The organism is Parabacteroides sp. PFB2-10, assembly GCF_029893085.1.
GTDB lineage: Bacteria > Bacteroidota > Bacteroidia > Bacteroidales > Tannerellaceae > QVMG01.
In genome coordinates this window covers 195,740-215,668 of sequence record NZ_JARXWI010000002.1, presented here as the reverse complement: position 1 = coordinate 215,668, position 19,929 = coordinate 195,740, and the positions used below count along the sequence as shown (strand labels likewise).

At 44.9% G+C, this 19,929-nt stretch carries 18 protein-coding genes; 4 read left to right on the top strand and 14 right to left on the bottom strand.

The annotated features are described in order from the left end of the window. Positions 1-635: 635 nt before the first annotated feature. Positions 636-1,658, bottom strand: a complete 1,023-nt coding sequence (holA, locus tag M2137_RS02740) for a DNA polymerase III subunit delta (protein ID WP_280764928.1) — start codon at positions 1,656-1,658, stop codon at positions 636-638. A gap of 43 nt (positions 1,659-1,701) precedes the next feature. Next, positions 1,702-2,478 (bottom strand): AMP nucleosidase, encoded by a 777-nt coding sequence (locus tag M2137_RS02735; RefSeq protein ID WP_280764927.1) that lies wholly within the window; start codon positions 2,476-2,478, stop codon positions 1,702-1,704. Positions 2,479-2,593: 115 nt separating this feature from the next. On the opposite strand from M2137_RS02735, the gene M2137_RS02730 reads away from it, so the two are divergent. Further along, entirely contained in the window at positions 2,594-3,055 is a 462-nt protein-coding gene (locus M2137_RS02730; RefSeq protein WP_280764926.1) for a type I restriction enzyme HsdR N-terminal domain-containing protein, read from the top strand. Positions 3,056-3,107: 52 nt separating this feature from the next. On the opposite strand, the gene M2137_RS02725 is transcribed toward M2137_RS02730, so the two are convergent. The 9 genes from M2137_RS02725 to M2137_RS02685 form a co-directional block, all read right to left on the bottom strand. Then, positions 3,108-3,314: a hypothetical protein gene (locus M2137_RS02725; RefSeq protein ID WP_280764925.1), complete on the bottom strand. Its 207-nt coding sequence runs from the start codon at positions 3,312-3,314 to the stop codon at positions 3,108-3,110. Between the two features lie 416 nt (positions 3,315-3,730). Further along, the gene (gene nqrF / locus M2137_RS02720; RefSeq protein ID WP_280751644.1) at positions 3,731-4,990 is read right to left on the bottom strand and encodes an NADH:ubiquinone reductase (Na(+)-transporting) subunit F; all 1,260 of its coding nucleotides are present in this window, start codon (positions 4,988-4,990) and stop codon (positions 3,731-3,733) included. 28 nt (positions 4,991-5,018) lie between these two features. Continuing rightward, positions 5,019-5,639 (bottom strand): NADH:ubiquinone reductase (Na(+)-transporting) subunit E, encoded by a 621-nt coding sequence (gene nqrE / locus M2137_RS02715; RefSeq protein ID WP_280751645.1) that lies wholly within the window; start codon positions 5,637-5,639, stop codon positions 5,019-5,021. Positions 5,640-5,665: 26 nt separating this feature from the next. Next, a complete protein-coding gene (nqrD, locus tag M2137_RS02710) occupies positions 5,666-6,295 on the bottom strand; it encodes an NADH:ubiquinone reductase (Na(+)-transporting) subunit D (protein ID WP_280764924.1) in 630 nt (209 codons plus the stop codon). Between the two features lie 4 nt (positions 6,296-6,299). Then, a complete protein-coding gene (nqrC, locus tag M2137_RS02705; protein ID WP_280764923.1) occupies positions 6,300-6,983 on the bottom strand; it encodes an NADH:ubiquinone reductase (Na(+)-transporting) subunit C in 684 nt (227 codons plus the stop codon). An 18-nt stretch (positions 6,984-7,001) separates the two neighbouring features. Further along, a complete protein-coding gene (locus M2137_RS02700; RefSeq protein WP_280764922.1) occupies positions 7,002-8,204 on the bottom strand; it encodes an NADH:ubiquinone reductase (Na(+)-transporting) subunit B in 1,203 nt (400 codons plus the stop codon). 23 nt (positions 8,205-8,227) lie between these two features. Next, a complete protein-coding gene (locus M2137_RS02695; RefSeq protein ID WP_280764921.1) occupies positions 8,228-9,601 on the bottom strand; it encodes a Na(+)-translocating NADH-quinone reductase subunit A in 1,374 nt (457 codons plus the stop codon). A gap of 175 nt (positions 9,602-9,776) precedes the next feature. Beyond that, positions 9,777-11,078: a type II toxin-antitoxin system HipA family toxin gene (locus M2137_RS02690; RefSeq protein ID WP_280764920.1), complete on the bottom strand. Its 1,302-nt coding sequence runs from the start codon at positions 11,076-11,078 to the stop codon at positions 9,777-9,779. A gap of 1 nt (position 11,079) precedes the next feature. After that, positions 11,080-11,433, bottom strand: coding sequence for a helix-turn-helix transcriptional regulator (locus M2137_RS02685; RefSeq protein ID WP_280764919.1), 354 nt, complete (start codon positions 11,431-11,433; stop codon positions 11,080-11,082). A gap of 148 nt (positions 11,434-11,581) precedes the next feature. On the opposite strand from M2137_RS02685, the gene M2137_RS02680 reads away from it, so the two are divergent. Further along, positions 11,582-12,844 carry a DUF5103 domain-containing protein gene (locus tag M2137_RS02680; RefSeq protein ID WP_280764918.1) on the top strand — a complete coding sequence of 421 codons (1,263 nt, stop codon included), beginning with the start codon at positions 11,582-11,584 and terminating at the stop codon, positions 12,842-12,844. A 2-nt stretch (positions 12,845-12,846) separates the two neighbouring features. On the opposite strand, the gene M2137_RS02675 is transcribed toward M2137_RS02680, so the two are convergent. Together M2137_RS02675 and dnaB are read right to left on the bottom strand one after the other, a co-directional pair. Further along, on the bottom strand, positions 12,847-13,779 hold the full coding sequence (locus tag M2137_RS02675) for a DMT family transporter (protein WP_280764917.1): 933 nt from the start codon (positions 13,777-13,779) through the stop codon (positions 12,847-12,849). A gap of 5 nt (positions 13,780-13,784) precedes the next feature. Continuing rightward, positions 13,785-15,308 carry a replicative DNA helicase gene (gene dnaB, locus M2137_RS02670; protein ID WP_280764916.1) on the bottom strand — a complete coding sequence of 508 codons (1,524 nt, stop codon included), beginning with the start codon at positions 15,306-15,308 and terminating at the stop codon, positions 13,785-13,787. Between the two features lie 415 nt (positions 15,309-15,723). Between dnaB and M2137_RS02665 the strand changes: the two genes are divergently transcribed. Together M2137_RS02665 and M2137_RS02660 are read left to right on the top strand one after the other, a co-directional pair. Beyond that, positions 15,724-16,188 carry an META domain-containing protein gene (locus M2137_RS02665; protein WP_280764915.1) on the top strand — a complete coding sequence of 155 codons (465 nt, stop codon included), beginning with the start codon at positions 15,724-15,726 and terminating at the stop codon, positions 16,186-16,188. Between the two features lie 182 nt (positions 16,189-16,370). Then, the gene (locus M2137_RS02660; protein ID WP_280764914.1) at positions 16,371-18,659 is read left to right on the top strand and encodes an NADP-dependent malic enzyme; all 2,289 of its coding nucleotides are present in this window, start codon (positions 16,371-16,373) and stop codon (positions 18,657-18,659) included. A 68-nt stretch (positions 18,660-18,727) separates the two neighbouring features. Here M2137_RS02660 and M2137_RS02655 read toward each other — a convergent pair whose 3' ends face one another. After that, positions 18,728-19,915: a pyridoxal phosphate-dependent aminotransferase family protein gene (locus M2137_RS02655; protein WP_280764913.1), complete on the bottom strand. Its 1,188-nt coding sequence runs from the start codon at positions 19,913-19,915 to the stop codon at positions 18,728-18,730. Positions 19,916-19,929 lie beyond the last annotated feature (14 nt).

The following is a 19,929-nucleotide window of genomic DNA, read 5'->3' as shown; positions in this document are numbered from 1 at the left end:
AAAATATAACGCGCGGTACATTTGTTTACGAGGAATCAATTAGATAGGCAAAATACGATTATACCTAAACTTTAGAAATATGCATTAAATAACTGGTTTATATGTCAATATTACTGCTTTTGTCGATGTTTTAAGCCCATCCCCTACCCTATCCGTACATTTGTATACTTGTATTGAAATGAAAACTACAATAAAGTAATCTAAATAGCTGGGTTTTAGGTATATATTGATATTATTTATGTTGTTTTATCGTATTGTTTTTTGTAATAGTGAAATTGTTAATCGATCGATATTATTGTATCGATTCTGCTCCATATACAAAAGTAACCAAGCATTAATGTGTCTATATGTAAACAAATGCCTTGCGATACTTCTGTATACTTCCGGTATATGTTACAAATATATCCATATACAATTATAACAAGTATACTCCTCTTTAGGCAATCTGTCATTAAGGCAGTATACAAGTATCCCCTTACTATAACTTATGTAAATTACAGTTGTATAATTAATGTGGTTGATATATTTGTGAACAAGTGGCCGGTAAGCGCAGAAAATGCGACTCTTAATCGCTTAAAAAAAGAGTAAGTGATTGATTATCTTACCGAAAAAGGCAAAAATGTAGTTGGTAGAAATTAGTGTAATATTTTATAAAGGAGTTCTTTCAATAATTCGCCATCCGGCGCGGAGCTGTTGTCCACTCCTTTTGATCGCGCATCGGTAAGTCGTATATCGGTGATTAGATTGAATACCTTCATGGCCGGGTAATGGCGCATCCCGGTCAGATAATCTTTCACCTGGAAGGCATTCCGCATACCCAATGCATTCATCAGTCCATATTCGGATCGGTCTTTGGAATAGTAGCAGATCAACAGGTTGGAGAAATAGTTGAAAAGCACCGTTAATGTCACCTGTATCGGATTGTTTTTGGGGTTTTTCTCGAAGTATTGTATAATGCGGTTGGCCTTCAACACCTCTTTGTTTACAATGGCGCGTAATAGCTCATAATTATTGAATTCCTTGCTGATCCCGATATTCTGTTCGATCAGTTCCGGTGTGATTCGTTTTGTGCCCGTTGAAGGCATCAGGAGGATCAGCTTTTCCAACTCTTTATTGAGCCGGGTCAGGTCGTTCCCCAGGTAATCGGCAAGCATTTGTGTAGACTTCTGATCGATACTGATCTGGCGCATCTGCATCATCGTAGAGATAAACCCCGCCATTTTGTAGTCAGGAATCTTCTTACAATCGAACAGGATTCCGTTTGCATCCGCTGCGCTTGCTAACGTTTTACGCCGGTCTAACGTCTTGTATTTGTAGTTGACCACAAGCACCGTCTTCTCCAATGGCTTTTTGACATAGTTGGTCAATAGTTCGATATCGCGGATCATTTGCGCTTCCCTGACGACCACCAGTTGGTATTCCGACATCATAGGAAAGCGTCGGGCAGCATTCAAAACCTTGGCAGCGTCCGAGTCGGCTCCGTAGAGGATCGTCAGGTTGAAATCTTTTTCTTCCTCTGTCAAGACATTTTCCAACAACAGATCCGTGATCTTATCCATGAAATAGGGCTCTTCCCCCATCAGAATATAAACAGGCGCAAATTGCTTTTGAACAATATCCCGACAAATTCCTTCAAATGTATGCTCTTTTTTAGCCATTTCTATCTATCAATTATCCATGATCCCTTGTCGATTCCGGTTTTTACCAACTGAACCGAATATGCTGGATGGTCTTTTTTTCTTCAATAATCTGCTGAAGCGTCTCCACTCCCAGCAACAGATGTTCTGATGCAAACTGCTGCGTGACCTTCCTGTCGCTTTCTTCCGTTTTTACACCATCTTCTTCCAGCGGCTTGTCGGAGATCATCAACAGGGCTCCGGTTGGTATCTTATTGGCGAATCCGGCCGTAAACAGGGTGGCCGTTTCCATATCCACGCCTGTCGCATGCGTTTTCACTAAGTATTCTTTAAATGAGCTATCGTATTCCCAGACGCGACGATTGGTCGTGTAGATCGTGCCTGTCCAATAATCCTTTCCCTGGTCACGAATGGCCGAAGAGATGGCACGAAGCATGGAAAAGGCAGGCAACGACGGCACTTCCGGCGGCAGATATTCATTGGATGTCCCCTCACCCCGGATAGCGGCGATAGGCAATACATAATCGCCCAACGCGTTCACCTTCTTGATTCCGCCACATTTCCCGAGAAAAAGAACCGCTGTCGGCTTGATGGCCGAAAGAAGATCCATGATCGTCGCGGCGTTGGCGCTTCCCATACCGAAATTGATGATGGTGATGCCATTAGCCGAAGCATTCGGCATGGACGACTTCAGTCCCATAATGGGCACATTGAAATGGCTGGCAAATATCTCCACGTATTTCGTGAAATTTGTCAATAATATATGATTGGTGAAGTCTTCCAGTTTTCGCTCGGTGTAACGCGGCAACCAATTCTCAACGATCTCTTGCTTAGTTTTCATAATTACCTACCTTTGCTCTATCATGCAAATATAGTGAAAGCCGAGCGCAATCCAAGCTTGCTTGAAGATTGCCAAGGCGCATCCTATATTCTACAAATATAGTGAAATATAAGAAATGCTCGCATTAAATCTACCAACATACGCTTTTAAAGTAACCGAACGAGAAGGAAAGAAGCTGATATTTGATGAGATACGAAACAAATATGTGGCACTTACTCCTGAGGAATGGGTGCGGCAGCATTTTGTGCAATATCTTATCAGCGAGAAGGGCTATCCGAAGAATTTAGTGGGGAATGAAATTGGTATAAAGGTGCATCGAACCTCCAAACGATGCGACACGGTGGTCTATGATCGTTTTTTAGCCCCTTTGATGGTTTTGGAGTACAAAGCCCCCACTGTAGAGATAACGCCTGCCGTATTCGATCAGATTGTGCGCTATAACATGACCCTGCAGGTGAGATACCTAATCGTAAGCAATGGCATGAACCACTATTGCTGTCGTATCGATGATGATCAATCCAATTATGAGTTTTTAGAGGAGATTCCCAGGTACGAGGAGATGAAGAATGAAGAATGAAGAATTGGAGCGAAGCGGTCGCTTAGCCGAAGGCGTAAAGCAATGAAGATTGTTATGAGTTCTTCAATATCATAGGGTAAACAATCTGTTGTGCAAACAGAACTGTCGAGTCTGTAGTTTCTGTATTATCGATGATGTTGAGATGAATAGTTTGGCTATTGATGTTCACAGGGGTGGTCTCCTGCGGCTCTTCTTTCTTGTCCAGAAAAAGCGAGTAGGCTAAAATAACCAGGAAAAATGATATTATCAAAGGCTTCATGTCAACAGTTTTTATTTAATACATAAGCTTAGATGTAATAAGAACGAATAATGTTGCATGATATTGTGTAAAAGATTGTTTTTTATCTTTTTGGTGGGCAGATGGCGGGCTTTTCTAATCGAATTTCAATCGTTATGTAACGATTCAACAAGTTTGCAGTAATGTAAACAAATGTTAAATTACCCATTTCCAACGAAACGTCCAATTTACGATTTGTAATTTCCGAGGGACTTTGCGCGCAAAAAAGCGGGACTTTGAAGACAAACTCCTGGGAGAAACACTTTTTAACGTATGGATTTGTAAGCAAAACCTTCATTCTACTTACAATCCGTATTTTAACATTTTGGTGTTTGTCATGACAAAAAAAAGCTGCAGAGGTGTTCTCTGCAGCTTTTTTATTCAGTATGTTGTTCTTATTATCCGAAGTCGTCGAAATGTAACATTTCACGGGGTACACCCAAGCTGTCGAGCATGCCTTCAACGGCTTTCGCCATCGGACCGGGACCACACATGTAGTATTCGATATCTTCCGGTGCATCGTGATCTTTCAGGTAGTTGTCGTGGATCACCTGGTGGATGAATCCGACAGGGCCTGTCCAGTTATCTTCCGGACGTGGTTCCGACAAGGCAATATTAAACTTGAAGTTCGGGAATTCCTTTTCGATAGCACGGAAGTCTTCTTCGTAGAAGATTTCGTTCTTGGAACGGGCACCATACCAGTAAGAAACCTGACGGTCGGTGGTTTTCAGTGTCTTGAACAGGTGCAACAGGTGAGCACGTAACGGAGCCATACCTGCACCACCACCGATATATAACATCTCCCGTTTCGTGTCGAGGATATGGAAGTCACCATAAGGACCTGACATAGTCACCTTATCACCCGGTTTGAGGTTGAAGATATAAGAAGAACCGATACCCGGTTTGATGCCTGCTTTCCACGTTCCGGTATTGCGATCGAACGGAGGCGTAGCGATACGCACGTTCAACGTGATGATATTTCCTTCCGCCGGATAGTTGGCCATCGAGTAGGCACGGATGGTTTCTTCGTCGTTCTTACAAGCCAGATCCCACATCTTGAACTTATCCCATTCTTCTTTGAAGCGGTCTTCCACGGCAAACTCGGTGAATTTCAAATCGTATTTAGGAATCTTGATCTGAGAGTAGCTACCCGGTTTGAAGTTCATAGCTTCGCCTTCCGGCAGACGTACGGTGAATTCTTTGATGAAGGAGGCTACGTTATGGTTGGAAACCACGGTACACTCCCACTCTTTCACACCGAATACCTCTTCCGGTACGATAATCTTCATATCCTCTTTCACCTTTGTCTGGCATCCCAGTCTCCAGTTGTCTTTGATCTGTTTGCGTGAGAAGAAGCCCACCTCGGTCGGAAGAATATTTCCACCCCCTTCCGGGATCTGGCAACGGCATTGGCCGCAGCTACCTCCACCACCACAAGCGGAAGACAGGAAGATGCCTTGGCTTTGAAGCGTATTCAATACGGTTCCTCCCATAGGGACGTCAAACTCTTTTTCATCATTGACCACCATCTTGATATTTCCGGATGGTATCAGTTTTGCTTTCGCGAACAAAAGGACGATAACGAGTATCAGTGTAATCACCAGGAATACTACTGCACTCACTACGATCGTTTGTCCGCCTGCCATTAATAAAATCATCTCTATATTCGTTTAGTCGCGTTAATACTTAAATATTCATCCCTGAGAAACACATAAATGCCATTCCCATCAACCCGGTGATGATGAAAGCGATACCTAAGCCTCTCAAGGGCTTCGGAATATCCGAATACGTCAGCTTCTCACGAATAGCTGCCATACCAAGGATAGCCAGCAACCAACCGATACCGGAGCCCAGACCGTAAACAGTCGCTATCCCCACATTAGGGAATGCTTTCTGCTGCATAAAGAGTGAACCACCCAGGATGGCACAGTTTACTGCGATCAAAGGCAGGAAGATACCCAAAGAGGCATACAGGGTGGGTGCAAATTTCTCAATGACCATCTCAACCAACTGTACGAAAGAGGCGATAATGGCAATGAATATAATCAATGACAAGAAACTCAGATCGACTGTGGCAAAAGAATCACCCAGCCATTTCGCCAGGGCGCCTTCGGTCAGTACGTAGTTTTCAAGCATATAGTTGATCGGCAGGGTGCAAACCAATACAAACGTTACTGCAATACCCAATCCTAATGCGGTCTTTACGTTCTTGGATACGGCCAGGTAGGAACACATCCCCAAGAAGTAGGCAAAGATCATATTCTCAACGAAGATTGAGCGGACAAATGTGCTTAATGCTAATTCCATTCTTTTATCGTTTTATTCGTTTTGTATTAATTTTCCTGAAGTTCTTTGTTCTTCGCCCGGTGGACCCAGATAATGACCGCAATCACAATCAATGCCATCGGAGGCAGAATCATCAACCCATTATTTACATATCCCCAATCATAGAATACCTGCGGTATGACCTGGAATCCCAAGAGTGTACCCGAACCCAAGAGTTCGCGGAAGAAACCAACAATCACCAGGATCAGACCATAACCCAAGCCATTACCGATCCCGTCGAGGAACGATTCCCACGGGCCATTGCCTAAAGCAAATGCTTCGAGGCGTCCCATCAGGATACAGTTTGTAATGATCAACCCTACGAATACGGAAAGTTGCTTGTTTACATCGTAAGCAAACGCTTTTAACACCTCACTTACGATCGTCACCAACGCGGCAACGACCACCAATTGCACGATAATACGGATACGGTTGGGTATCGTATTACGCAACAAGGATATAATGACATTGGCAAAGGCAACAACAACGGTCACTGAAATAGCCATTACAATAGCCGGTTCCAGTTTGGAAGTTACAGCCAGGGCCGAGCAAATACCAAGCATCTGAATGATTACCGGGTTGTTTTTGCTCAACGGGCTTACCAATACTTCTTTATTTTTATTCGATAATAATCCCATCTTCTTACTGTTTTTGAGAAGTTAAAAATTGAACATATCCGCCGAGGCTGTCAAAAAGCATTTTGTCAACTCCCTGGCTGGTAATGGTACCGCCGGATATGCCATCCACATAATCCTGGTCGATAGCCGATTTTCCGGGTTTAACGACCGCCACCGATTTGAAGGTGTCGTTTTTGAAAATCTTTTTCCCGATAAACTGTTGGCTAAAGCCCGGATTGGTGATTTCAGCTCCCAGCCCCGGAGTTTCGCCGGCGTGGCTGAAGTCTGTACCGAAAATCGTGTTTGTGTCGGCATCCAGGGCGATATATCCCCAGAGAGGCCCCCAGAGTCCGGTTCCTTGCAGCGCCATGACATATTTGGTTTGTCCATCTATCTCAGCGATGAAAACCGGATAGGTCTTCTGTGCAAACGACTTGGTATAATCGGCAGCGAAGGCATCGCCTTCTACCTTTTCGCCTTTATCGTTGACTAAAAAAGCCTCTTTGATCAGTTCTTCGTATTTTGCTTTCGCTTCGTCTGCCGTAGCTGTTACATTGACAGATCGCAATATCTGTTGTCTCTTATCGTTATCTTCGTTTTCCTTCTGGTAGCTCTTCAAAGCCTGTGATGTGAAAGCCAGTAAAACGGCTACCAGCAACACCATGATTGAGGCGTAGACAACGGTATATACATTACTATCTCTATTCATAATCTTCTTCTTATAAAGTTATTTGGCAGCTCTTTTCAAGCGACGGTTCACATTTCCTTCTACCACATAGTAGTCGATCAACGGAGCAAACGTATTCATCAACAGGATAGCAAGCATCATACCTTCCGGATAACCAGGGTTCAATACGCGGATAATAATCGCCATCGCCCCAACCAGGAAACCATAGATGTATTTTCCAGTTTCGGTACGTGCCGATGTAACCGGGTCGGTAGCCATAAAGACAGCACCAAAAGCAAAACCTCCCAACAGAATATGATCGAGGGGCGACACGCTCATCGGAACGGTTGTGCCAACCAGATTAAACAAGAAGGCCGTTGCAGCTCCTCCGATAAAAACCGAAACCATCGTTTTCCAGCTGGCTACCCCGGTAAACAATAATATAACCGCACCGAGCAGGATCGCGATAACAGATGTCTCACCGATCGATCCTGGGATCAATCCCAGAAACATATCCCAGGTTGTCAGCGGATTGCCTAACACATCGACTGTCTGGAACGAACCGATCAGTTCCTTACCGGCAATACCGATCTGTCCGAGAGGCGTAGCGCCTGAGAAGGCATCCACTACCTGTCCACCGCCAATACCGAACGTACTGCTGGTACGCACAAACACCTGGTCGCCCGACATGGCTGCCGGATAGGCGAAGAACAGGAACGCGCGGGTCACCAACGCCACATTAAACACATTATATCCCGTACCACCAAACACCTCTTTGGCAAAGATCACCGCAAAAGCCGTAGCTACCGCGATCATCCATAACGGTGTATCGATGGGCACAATCATCGGGATCAATATACCTGATACTAAGAATCCTTCCTGAATCTCTTCATTTTTGAATTGGGCAACCGTAAACTCAATACCCAGACCTACCAGATAAGAAACAATGATCTTAGGCAATACAGCCAACAGACCATACACCATAGTCATCCAGAAGCCTGGATCTGCCCCGATAGCCAGGTTGTGCTGGTAGCCGGTATTGTACATACCGAAAAGCAACGCCGGCAATAAAGCAACGACAACAATAATCATCGTCCTTTTGGAGTCTGCACTGTCATGAATATGTACGCCTGATTTCGATGTGGTATTCGGCACAAACAAGAATGTTTCGAAACCATCGAATACAGAACGGAACATCGACAGCTTTCCTCCTTCTTCAAAATTGGGCTTAATCTTGTCGAGAAAATTCCTTAACGCTTTCAATGTATTCTAATTTTTTAATGTTATTAATTCATTTCCTTGTATAAAAGATCCAAGCCGTTGCGGACGATCTTCTGAATTTCTATCTTAGAGGTATCCACGAACTCACATAATGCAAAGTCCTCCGGAGCAACCTCATAGATACCCAGATTTTCCATCTTGTCGATGTCGAATGCAATGATCGCTTTCAACAGATATTCGGGAAGAATATCCATCGGGAACACTTTATCGTATTCGTTCGACATAATCATGGCTCTTTTTCCGCCGCGGATACGGGCGTCGATATCATATTCTTTCTTTTTGCCAAGCAACCAAGAGAAATAGGTGCGGGTGGTACTGAATTTATCCAATCCCGGCATACCCCATCCTAAGAACTCATGCACGTTATCTCCTTCCGGAATAACAGAAAGCTGGTTGTCGTAGGCCATTAGCCAACCCGAACGGTCTACCTTCGTGCCCGACAGCGGATTACCGCTGATAATGCGCGCGTGGTCAAGCCCCTGGAAGCCATTGAGGAAGGTCTCCTCCTCTACTCTGTCTTTTACTAAGCTCTCGATCGTACAGCCGGCAATCGCTTTGATATATCCGCGTTCCTTCGTTTTGGAACCGGCGATAACGATCAAGCGGGTAAAATCAGCTATACCATTATTAAACAGGCGTCCCATCAAAATAACATCATGTGGATTCACCGTCCACACGACCTCGCCTTTATTGACAGGCTTGATGTGATTAATCTGCACCCCGACATTGGCAGCCGGATGCGGTCCCACGAATTCAACAATCTCTACCCCTTTCGGCTTCACAGAAGAACCTGGGCGTACACCTACATACACCTTTCCGTCGGTCAATTTGGCCAACGCGTCCAAACCTGTTTGGAAATCGCCTTCCTGTCCACGTACAACAAAGTCGAAGTCAGGAGCCAACGGCGCCGAATAGAAAGCCGAAACAAAGATGTCGCGCGGCGTATCTGTCGGTGTAGCGATCTGGTCGTACGGACGTTGTTTGATGTAAGGCCAGAGGCCTGCATTGAGAAGAGATTCTTTGATTTCCTCCCGACGAAAAGAAGAAACATTCTTTTTGCCGAATGGCTCGTACTCGTTTTGGGCGTCAGGCTTCACCACGATGCTAAGCACTTTACGCTTCTCTCCACGATTAACGGCAATTACTTCGCCGCTGACGGGCGAAACAAACTTGATTTCGGGACGGTTCTTATCTATCATAAGAACTGAGCCGGCCTTGACCTTATCTCCCACTTTGGCTACCACCTTCGGATAGATACCGTTGTATGAATCAGGAACAATAGCGTAGGTCGCGCTATTACGCCCGGTCAACAGTACTTCGGAAGCTTTGCCTTTGAGATTAATGTCCAAGCCTTTTTTAATCTTAATCACATTTGCCATGATATACTTAAGTTGGTATTTCAAAATTTCCCGCAAAAGTAAGCAATTTTTTATGCTTTACGGCAGAGAATAGTAAATAATTAAAGAAATAATTCTCTAATTTTTAGAATGAACGAAAAGATGGTTGAAAATACTTTCCTTTCTCTTCTTCTTGCAGTATGTTTACTGTTTGTAACTATAAAGATATAAGTGTATTACCAATGGACTCTTTTTTTTCTTTATCTACACCGGCATGCGTTGCATACGAATGCCAGGAGTGGACTCTCTCATTGATCTCATCGATAATCTCTTTTGATTTTTTGTTACGGATGGATTTACCAATAACCATCAGGTCTTCCCGTGTAATCTTTTCTCTTTTTCCATTGATGCTTAATGCGTGCCGGCTAACCCATTCGCTCCCGGGACGATAGGCGTGGCAAACATCGTATGCCGGTGCCAGTTCCCAACGGCCGCCCTGCTTCAGAAGAAAAGAAAAATTTTTGGTATGGTCGTCACAGTTACGGGCAAGAACATTAAATACCATCCGGCGGAACATCTGTTCAGCATCGGCATAGGTTAATTTAAGCTCCCGCATCGTTTGGTATAATTGCTCATAACTATAACTGTTTATCCGGTTATAATCATAATGTTTCATAGCACAGAAGGTTTGTGTATGATGCTTTGTATAATGTCCTTCCCTATCAAATCGTTTGGTCATAAAATGTGCACGTCCGTTCTCTTCCAGCAGATGACAAGGCATCATCTCTATACCACAGTCAATTGCCATAAGATAATAGGCGTACTCTACCCGTCCAAAACCATGCGTTGCACCGAGTTGCACTTCGCTTACTCCATCGAGCTTAAGCAACCAATGTTCGAACCCTTCAGGAGCGCGTGTCTGCCCGGAACGAATTTCACCTGTTTTTTCGTTATAGGCTATCACAGCTTTTGGGCGTGCTCCACCTGCGGAGGTTCCGATCTTCAGAATATCACGCACCGCTTTTTCTTCATCCGACTTTAGATTGGTCACAAAAGTCTCTTTCCGGGAAAGCATCTTGCCTGCAATTTCTACCAGGCTATCGACCTCTATAGAAAAAGTATTGACATATTGTTTCTGAAAAGCGGGTTCAAACTCCAAGGCTCCCATCCCTCTTTTGCCGATAAAACATAACATTTCCACCGGATTCATGCTGTCTGCCGGGCGTCCTTGTTGTGCCAGCCACAAATTGATCAGTTCGTTACCATAACGGTCGGGCAACATATCGGCAAGCAGTCCGGGCAATCCTTTAAAGGTGTCATAAGCGGCGTTCCTTTCTTTACGTAATTCGGGATATGTATATATTTTTGTTTCCTGGGTAATAGGCATTTTTAATGGCGAAAGCTCCCAGCCAAGTCGCTTAAAAGCAGGTGTGTACTCAAAAGAGGCTACACCACTTCCTTCATCCCAGGCTACAGCGCCTACCTCCTTATCCCATATTTTTACTATTGCCGTATTCATTTCACCAGTCCATTCCTTCAATTATATCTGTATCTTTTTTCCGAGGAGAAGCTACCCGTTGTCTTTTCTTTTTCTCCGCTTTAGCAAGCATAATAGGACTGGGTTGGGAGATGATCGTAAAACTATTAAAAACATCTAATTGATCCAATACCCGCAATACCTGGATAAGTGTAGTAAGCGTCACTGTTTCGCCTTTTTCAAGCAGACTTAGTGTTGATCGGCTTATTGCGGCTTCTTTAGCCAGTATCTCCTGAGTTTTATTCTGCTCTATACGATGGTGTTTAATAAATACCCCAACTCGCCTGGCAATTGCGTCGTCACTTATCTCTCTTAAATTGTATGAAATATCATTCATAATAGGCTGTTTTTGTTTATAACGAATGAAATACTAAACAAATATACGGAAAATATTGTATTCTTTGTTCGGCTTTGAGCCAATTCTTTCTGATTTTCTCTATCTTTACGCGATTCTCACTATATTTGTCTCACAACATAAGTAAAATATGAAGAAATTAGGTTTTATTCTTGTTTTCTTACTTACCATTTTGTCCCTGAAAGCGCAGGAAGTTTACCGAACGCAGGTCTTCAATAATAAGATACATACACTTCAGGTGAAGGTAGCTGATGAACTGCTTTCCAGCCCTTATATACACCTGAATGGAGACCAGCAGATTGAGATCAATTTTGACTTGTTAGATCCCGACTTTCATCGTTTTACCTATTCCATTGTGCATTGTGATGCTAACTGGCAGCCATCGACGCTTATACCGTTTGAATACATGGACGGTTTCCAAGGGCTTCCTATAGAGGATTTTGCCAATGGCATGGGAACGACTGTTGATTATACCAACTATCGTCTTTTCCTGCCCAATGAAGAGGTACGATTTAAGGTTTCCGGCAATTATGCCGTTCGTATTTATGATGAAGACAATCCGCAAGACGAGGTATTGACTGCCTGTTTTTATGTTTTCGAAAACGCTGTACAACTGGCTGCTGAAGTAACAGGTAACACGTTGATTGATACCAATCTTGCACATCAACAGTTAAACTTCAACATCAATACCTCCCGGTTTCCGATTCCCTACCCGCAAACCGATCTAAAGGTATATGTCTATCAGAATAATCGCCGGGATAATGCTGTCTCAGAGTTTATGCCTTCGGGAATCAGCAACAACCGTATCGATTATGTGAATGTAAAGGAATTAATCTTTGAAGCAGGTAATGAGTTTCGTCGTTTTGAATTTCTGAGTCCCACTTACAACGGAATGAATGTGGAAGATATCTCCTTCCATCATCCTTATTATCATGTGACTATTATGATGGACGAGTCACGAGCCAATTATGTGTATCAATACGATCGCGATCAGAATGGTCATTTCCTGATCAATTGCCGCAACTGCACCGAGCCCGACACACAGGCCGATTATTACATGGTGCATTTCGCCTTGGATCATCCCATTCTCTTCGATGGTAACATCTATCTTTCAGGAGATCTCAGCAATAATCTCCTGAACGAACGAAGCCGTATGCTCTACAATCCTCAGACAGGATTCTATGAAAAGAATATCTTCCTGAAGCAAGGTAATTACAACTACCAGTATCTCTTCCAGAAGAAAGGAGAATCAAAAGCTACTACCCTGCCGATAGAGGGCAGTTATTATCCTACCGAAAACGAATACCGCATCCATGTGTATTACCGTCCGATGGGCGAACGCTATGACCGCTTGATTGGAATGGGGATGATAAAAAGTGATCAGTTGTTGTGAGATTACACAAAAAACAACGCCACCCCTAACACGCTGATAATAGCTCCGATAACTTCCCGTATGGTTATTTTTTGTTTAAAGAAAAGCCAGGTGGGCAATAGGATGATAATGGGGGTTAATGCCATCAGTGTAGAGGCGATTCCGGCTTCGGTATATTGAACGGCCATAAGCGAAAAAGAGACACCCAGGAAGGGACCGAATATGGTTCCAGCAGTAGTGAAAGCCATGCCTCGCTTATTTGTCAGGGCGGAGATCAGCGCTTTGCCCTGTTTTGTCCACATCATCATAATAAGGAAACCAGCAACACCGACAATCGCACGTACCTGTGTAGAGGCAAAAGGAACCAGAAATACGGCTGTTTGATTGGCCAGATCGATGTCCTGCATATAATGCTCCATGCCCAATTTGCTAAAAACCAATCCTATCCCCTGTCCTACTCCGGCGCCAACTCCTAAAAGAACACCTTTGATCGGCAACTTTAGGCTAAGTCTTTTACGGCTACCATCCGGTTTACCGACAATCGACAGCCCTATTCCGAAAAGTGTAACAGCCATGCCCAGCCATGCGGTCAAGGCAAGTTTTTCTCCTAACACAAAATAGCCTGCAATAGCTGCCGACGGAGGCGCCAGGGTCATAAACAGTTGTCCGAAGCGCGACCCGATAATCATATAGGAGTTAAAGAGGCAATAATCCCCCAGTACATACCCGATAAAACCGGAGATAGCCAGCCAGAACCAGGCCTTTGCGCCCATATCGACAGGTAAAAAGTATCCGGTGAAATAAAATAATGTAAGTCCCAGCATCACAATGGCTAACGACAAGCGCAAGATGTTCAGTGAAAGGGTTCCGATCCTCTTTCCGGCATATTCGAAACAAAGTGCTGTAATGGTCCAGGAGCAGGCAACTCCCAATGAGATGATCTCACCAGTGTACATACGGATCAGAAGGGAGGATCGTTGTAATTATTTGTCTGCTGCAGAAAATCCGCCCCTGCCGGTGAGATAGGTGGCGGCATATGGTCGACGCCATTGATGCCCGAAGTATATTCTTTGACATCATAATCATCGCCCACATTCATAAACTTGGCAAAATCACCTTTGAACTTCAATCGCACATCGCCGGTTGCCCCGTTACGGTGCTTGGCTATGATGATTTCAGCCAACCCACGAAGGTTGTTGCCCCGTTCATCTTCGAATATCTTATAATATTCCGGACGGTGGATAAAACAAACCATGTCGGCATCCTGCTCGATCGCTCCCGACTCACGCAAGTCGGCCAATTGTGGGCGTTTTCCTTCGTTTCCCTGTCGGTTTTCTACCCCACGGTTCAACTGTGAGAGTGCGATGATAGGGATATTCAGTTCTTTCGCCAATCCTTTCAGGGAGCGGGAAATCGTACTCACCTCCTGTTCGCGGCTTCCGAAATTCATACCGCTGGCATTCATCAATTGCAGGTAGTCAATGATAATACATTTGATACCATGTTCGCGTACCAGACGGCGCGCTTTGGTCCGCAATTCAAACACGGAAAGACTGGGCGTATCGTCTACAAAGATGGGCGCGTCATACAATTCTTTTAGTTTGAAATCGAGCTGTTCCCATTCGTGGCGTTCCAGGCGTCCACTCTTGATCTTTTCCCCGGGAAGCTCACACACATTGACAATCAGGCGGTTTACCAACTGCACATTACTCATTTCAAGCGAGAACAGGGCTACCGGGATATTAAACTGAACCGCCATGTTTTTTGCCATGGAAAGCACAAAAGCCGTTTTACCCATAGCCGGACGGGCGGCAATAATAATAAGGTCGGAATTCTGCCATCCGGAAGTGATCTTGTCCAATGCATCGAATCCGGTACGCTGTCCGCTCAATCCCTCCTTCTGGTTATAAGCCTTCTGGAGCAATTCCAAGGCCTCCCCGATTACCGGATTGATCTGTGTCACATCCTTTTTCACATTGCGTTGCGAGATCTCAAAAAGCTTCCCTTCTGCTTCCTGCATCAGGTCATCCACATCCTGTGTCTCATCGAAGGCCTTATTTTGTACACCTGCCGAGAAAGAGATCAATTCTCTCGCCAGGTATTTTTGTGCAATGATACGGGCATGATATTCAATATGGGCGCTACTGGCCACCTTGGTCGTAAGCTGGGAAATATAGAAAGGGCCTCCCACGACATCCAGATTGCCTTGTTTCTTCAATTGCTCTGTCACCGTCAGCATATCCACCGGTCGCTGCGTAAGCGCCAAGTCGACAATAGCCGAATAGATCAGTTCATGTGACTTTTCGTAGAAACATTCCGGTTTGAGTATCTCACTCACCATCGAATAGGCATCTTTCTCCAACATGAGAGCGCCCAATACGGCCTCTTCCAATTCACGTGCCTGGGGTTGCAAACGCCCCATCTCCGGCACGACAACTGTCTTTTGCCGGCTTCTGTTTGTCGTCGATCTTCCTTTTTCTGCCATGGTAAATAGAATACCCTCTTTATAGGGACACCAAAATTACAACTATTTTCCGATACTGAAAGCGGAGAACAACGAATAGTTATCAACTAAGAATGAACCGGACAACCGACCTCCCTTCACTTCGTGGCGAATCACCCGGGGTATGTTTTTTTTTGAAATGTTAAAATCTCGATTGTAAGCAAAAAGGCTGTTTTGCTTACGAATCCATACGTTAAAAAGTGTTTCTCCCGGGAGTTTGTCAAAAAAGTCCCGCCTTTTTGCGCGCAAAGTCGGGCGAAAATTACAAATCGTAAATTAGGGGTTTGGGCAAAACAGGGTGATTTAACATTTGTTTTCATTTATTTCCTTTGCGGAATGGGGGGTGCATAGGTAAATTGGTTACTTTTACCTGTATCAGAAACAAAACAGAAATGATATGAAAACGAAAAAAATAGCTGCAGCGTTCGTAGGTTTTTTCCTTTTCGCTCTTTTAGGTGTGCAAGGATGCGGGGTGACCCAACAACCCATAAAACTCAATGAATTGGAGGGGGTATGGGTTTTGAAAACTATCAATGGTCGGGAGGTTAGTGCCTCATTTTCCAAGACGCTCCCAACGCTTCAGTTTGATTTCAAAGAGAAATTGCTTCATGGATCGGGCGGATGTAATCGATATAGTACTCGTTTCGTATTGGTGAACAACCATATGACCACATCGCCTGTTCTTTCTACCAGAATGATGTGTTTGGATCCGAATATTGAAAACGAATTTTTCCGTACATTAGAGACAGAGAGCTGGCTTTTTGTAAAAAAAGGCATCCTGACCTTTCGGAACGAAAAGAATGTCGTTATAATGGAATTTCAACCGAAACGAAGCCAGACGATGCTGGCGGAAAAGGAATAGTTGTGTACTGACAAATTGTAACCAAAACGCTATTTACGCTGACAAATAGTATATAAATCCGCTATTTATCCGTATATTTGCACGTTTTTTCGCAATTCTCACAGAGGCTTGCTCTGAATAACAATGTCTCTAAAGAGACAAAAATAGGTATTATATATATGTATAATTGAAAATGAATAACTATGGCAAAATCGATTAAAGAAGAGGCGTTGCGGTATCATGCCGAAGGAAAGCCCGGGAAGATAGAGGTTATCCCTACCAAACCATATAGTACACAGAATGATCTGGCATTGGCCTATTCGCCGGGCGTGGCGGAGCCTTGCCTGGAGATAGAGAAAAATCCGCTGGATGCCTATAAATATACAGCGAAAGGAAATCTGGTCGCGGTTATCTCTAACGGGACGGCCGTATTGGGGCTGGGTGATATTGGCGCGATGGCCGGCAAGCCGGTGATGGAAGGAAAAGGACTTCTGTTCAAAATATTTGCCGGGATCGATGTGTTCGACATTGAAGTAGACGAGAAAGATCCTGAAAAATTCATCCAGACCGTGAAAGCGATTGCTCCGACTTTTGGAGGAATCAACCTGGAAGATATCAAAGCACCGGAATGTTTCGAAATAGAGCAACGCTTGAAGGCGGAATTAGATATCCCGGTGATGCACGACGACCAGCACGGAACGGCGATTATCTCCGCCGCCGGATTATTGAATGCCCTGGAGTTGACAGGCAAAAAGATTGAAGAGGTACGGATCGTAGTGAACGGTGCCGGTGCTGCCTCTATCTCCTGTACCAAACTGTATGTCTTATTAGGCGCTAAGAAAGAGAATATCGTCATGTGCGACAGCAAAGGAGTGCTCTCTGTTCACCGCACAGATCTGAACGCCTCCAAGAAGGAATTTGCCACCACCCGTGATATCAAAACATTGGCTGAAGCGGTGGTTGGTGCTGATGTATTCCTGGGGCTTTCCGTAGCCAACGTGCTTACGAAAGAGATGGTGCGCACAATGAATAACAATCCGATTGTCTTTGCCTTAGCTAATCCGAATCCGGAGATCTCCTATCAAGAGGCGATGGCTTCGCGGGAGGATCTTATTTTTGCCACCGGGCGTTCCGATTATCCGAACCAGATTAATAATGTATTGGGATTTCCTTATATTTTCCGCGGGGCATTAGACACGCATGCCAAAGCCATCAACGAAGAGATGAAGGTGGCTGCCGTATACGCCATCGCGGAACTGGCCAAAGAACCGGTGCCGGATGTTGTCAATGCAGCCTATAAACTAAAACGCACTTCGTTCGGAAGAGATTATATTCTTCCCAAACCGCTGGATCCTCGCCTATTGACATCCGTATCGGTGGCCGTTGCCAAAGCGGCTATTGAGTCGGGTGTAGCTCGCAAGGAAATCACCGACTGGGAGGGATACCGGCGCCACCTGAAGGATATGATGGGCTACGACAACAAACTGATCCGCTCGTTCACCGATATGGCGAAAGCCAACCCCAAACGCGTCGTGTTTGCGGAAGCCAACCATGCCAATATGCTAAAAGCAGCAGTGGAGGCGAAAGCAGAAGGGATTTGTATTCCTATCCTATTGGGCAACGAAGAGCGTCTTTATAAAATTGCCGCCGAAGAAAATATCAGCCTCGAGGGCATAGAAATAGTGAATATGCGCCACGACCGCGAAAACGACCGTCGTGAACGCTATGCCCGCATCCTGAGCGAAAAGAAAGCGCGGGAGGGCATCACCTATACGGAGGCCTACGAAACAATGGTCGACCGCAATGCCTTTGGTATGATGATGGTGGAAACGGGTGAAGCCGATGCCTTCATGACGGGGGTATACAGTCGTTACACCACCATTACCAAGTTGGCGGAACAGATCATTGGCATCCGTCCGACGTATAATCACTTTGGAGCGATGAACATTATCTCCTGCAAGAAAGGAACACTCTTTATTGCCGATACGTTGATCAACCGCCATCCTTCGACCGAGGTATTGGTTGATGTGGCTCGTCTAACCCATGATGCGGTCAACTTCTTTGCACACGATCCGGTAATGGCTATGGTCTCCTATTCCAATTTCGGCGCCGACAAGAAAGGAAGCCCGCGGAAAGTACATGAAGCCATCGATTACCTGCACAAGAAACACCCGGAAATCATGATCGACGGGGAGATGCAGGTCAACTTTGCACTCGACCAAAAACTGCGTGACGAGACCTATCCATTCAATAAGATGAAAGGCAAAGAGGTGAATACGCTTATTTTCCCGAATCTGAGTTCGGCAAATGGCGCTTATAAATTATTACTTGAAATGGGCGTCGGAGAAACCATCGGCCCGATCCAGATGGGGTTGAACAAACCGATTCACTTTACGGATATAGCAAGTTCTACCCGTGATATCCTGAATCTGACGACAGTAGCGGTGGTTGATGCCATCGTGCAGGAGCAAATCGAGAAAGGAATACGTTGATAAGATGTCTATAGAATAGAAAAGGGCTGTCCGATTGGGCAGCCCTTTTGTTTTGGTATCTTGTTATCTTATTCGATAATATGATGCTTTTTAAATACTTTTTCGATCGCTTCCAAAGCAAAATCCAATTGCTCTTTCGTATGTGTCGCCATCAAAGAGAAGCGGATCAGGGTATCTTCCGGAGCCACAGCCGGGGTAACCACCGGGTTCACAAACACACCTGCCTCAAACAACTCCTTCACGACTAAGAAGGTCAGGTCGTTATCACGGATAAACAACGGGATGATAGGTGTGGAGGTATGCCCGATTTCACAACCCATATTCCGGAAACCATCCAGAGCATAATGCGTCAAATCCCATAAGTGCTGAATGCGTTCCGGCTCGCTGATCATGATATCCAGGGCGGCTCCCACGGCAGCTGTTGCCGAAGGCGTATTACTTGCACTGAAGATATAGGATCTGGAGTTATGACGTATGTAGTTGGTTACGGTCTCATCGGCCGCGATAAAGCCACCAATAGAGGCAAGCGACTTACTGAATGTTCCCATAATCAGGTCGACATCCTTGGTTACTCCGAAGTGATCACACGCGCCACGTCCCTGACGCCCTAAGACACCTAAGCCATGTGCTTCGTCAATCATAACGCTTGCATTATACTTCTTAGCCAGAGCAACGATTGCTGGTATATCGGCCACATCTCCTTCCATACTGAAGACGCTGTCGGAAACAATCAGTTTCACCTTGTCAGGCTCGCATTTCTGGAGTTGTTTTTCCAACGACTCCATATCGTTGTGTTTGTATTTCAGCTTATTGGAGAATGACAAACGATGTCCTTCGATAATCGAAGCATGATCGAGTTCGTCCCACAAGATATAGTCTTCGCGGCCGGTCACGCAAGAAACAACCCCGAGGTTCACCTGGAATCCGGTAGAATAGACAATCGCATCCTCTTTACCCACAAACTCTGCCAACCGCTTTTCCAATTCAAGATGGATGTCTAACGTACCGTTCAGAAAACGTGAACCGGCACAACCTGTCCCGTATTTCTTAATAGCTGCGATGGCTGCTTCTTTTACTTTGGGGTGGTTTGTCAATCCTAAATAGGCATTGGATCCGAACATCAAGACTTTTTTCCCATCAATAACGACCTCTGTATCCTGGTCGCTTTCTATCTTACGGAAGTAAGGGTAAATTCCTATGGCTTTAGCCCTTTGTGGTGCATCATACCGTGCCAGTTTCTCTTGTAAAAGTTTCATATTCGATAAAGAGA

What these genes read in the sequence shown, in the direction of transcription:
- holA (WP_280764928.1), bottom strand. Translation starts at nt 1,658, where the DNA reads ATGGCTAAAAAAGAGCATACATTTGAAGGAATTTGTCGGGATATTGTT.
- M2137_RS02735 (WP_280764927.1), bottom strand. Translation starts at nt 2,478, where the DNA reads ATGAAAACTAAGCAAGAGATCGTTGAGAATTGGTTGCCGCGTTACACC.
- M2137_RS02730 (WP_280764926.1), top strand. Translation starts at nt 2,594, where the DNA reads ATGCTCGCATTAAATCTACCAACATACGCTTTTAAAGTAACCGAACGA.
- M2137_RS02725 (WP_280764925.1), bottom strand. Translation starts at nt 3,314, where the DNA reads ATGAAGCCTTTGATAATATCATTTTTCCTGGTTATTTTAGCCTACTCG.
- nqrF (WP_280751644.1), bottom strand. Translation starts at nt 4,990, where the DNA reads ATGATTTTATTAATGGCAGGCGGACAAACGATCGTAGTGAGTGCAGTA.
- nqrE (WP_280751645.1), bottom strand. Translation starts at nt 5,639, where the DNA reads ATGGAATTAGCATTAAGCACATTTGTCCGCTCAATCTTCGTTGAGAAT.
- nqrD (WP_280764924.1), bottom strand. Translation starts at nt 6,295, where the DNA reads ATGGGATTATTATCGAATAAAAATAAAGAAGTATTGGTAAGCCCGTTG.
- nqrC (WP_280764923.1), bottom strand. Translation starts at nt 6,983, where the DNA reads ATGAATAGAGATAGTAATGTATATACCGTTGTCTACGCCTCAATCATG.
- M2137_RS02695 (WP_280764921.1), bottom strand. Translation starts at nt 9,601, where the DNA reads ATGGCAAATGTGATTAAGATTAAAAAAGGCTTGGACATTAATCTCAAA.
- M2137_RS02690 (WP_280764920.1), bottom strand. Translation starts at nt 11,078, where the DNA reads ATGAATACGGCAATAGTAAAAATATGGGATAAGGAGGTAGGCGCTGTA.
- M2137_RS02685 (WP_280764919.1), bottom strand. Translation starts at nt 11,433, where the DNA reads ATGAATGATATTTCATACAATTTAAGAGAGATAAGTGACGACGCAATT.
- M2137_RS02680 (WP_280764918.1), top strand. Translation starts at nt 11,582, where the DNA reads ATGAAGAAATTAGGTTTTATTCTTGTTTTCTTACTTACCATTTTGTCC.
- M2137_RS02675 (WP_280764917.1), bottom strand. Translation starts at nt 13,779, where the DNA reads ATGTACACTGGTGAGATCATCTCATTGGGAGTTGCCTGCTCCTGGACC.
- dnaB (WP_280764916.1), bottom strand. Translation starts at nt 15,308, where the DNA reads ATGGCAGAAAAAGGAAGATCGACGACAAACAGAAGCCGGCAAAAGACA.
- M2137_RS02665 (WP_280764915.1), top strand. Translation starts at nt 15,724, where the DNA reads ATGAAAACGAAAAAAATAGCTGCAGCGTTCGTAGGTTTTTTCCTTTTC.
- M2137_RS02660 (WP_280764914.1), top strand. Translation starts at nt 16,371, where the DNA reads ATGGCAAAATCGATTAAAGAAGAGGCGTTGCGGTATCATGCCGAAGGA.
- M2137_RS02655 (WP_280764913.1), bottom strand. Translation starts at nt 19,915, where the DNA reads ATGAAACTTTTACAAGAGAAACTGGCACGGTATGATGCACCACAAAGG.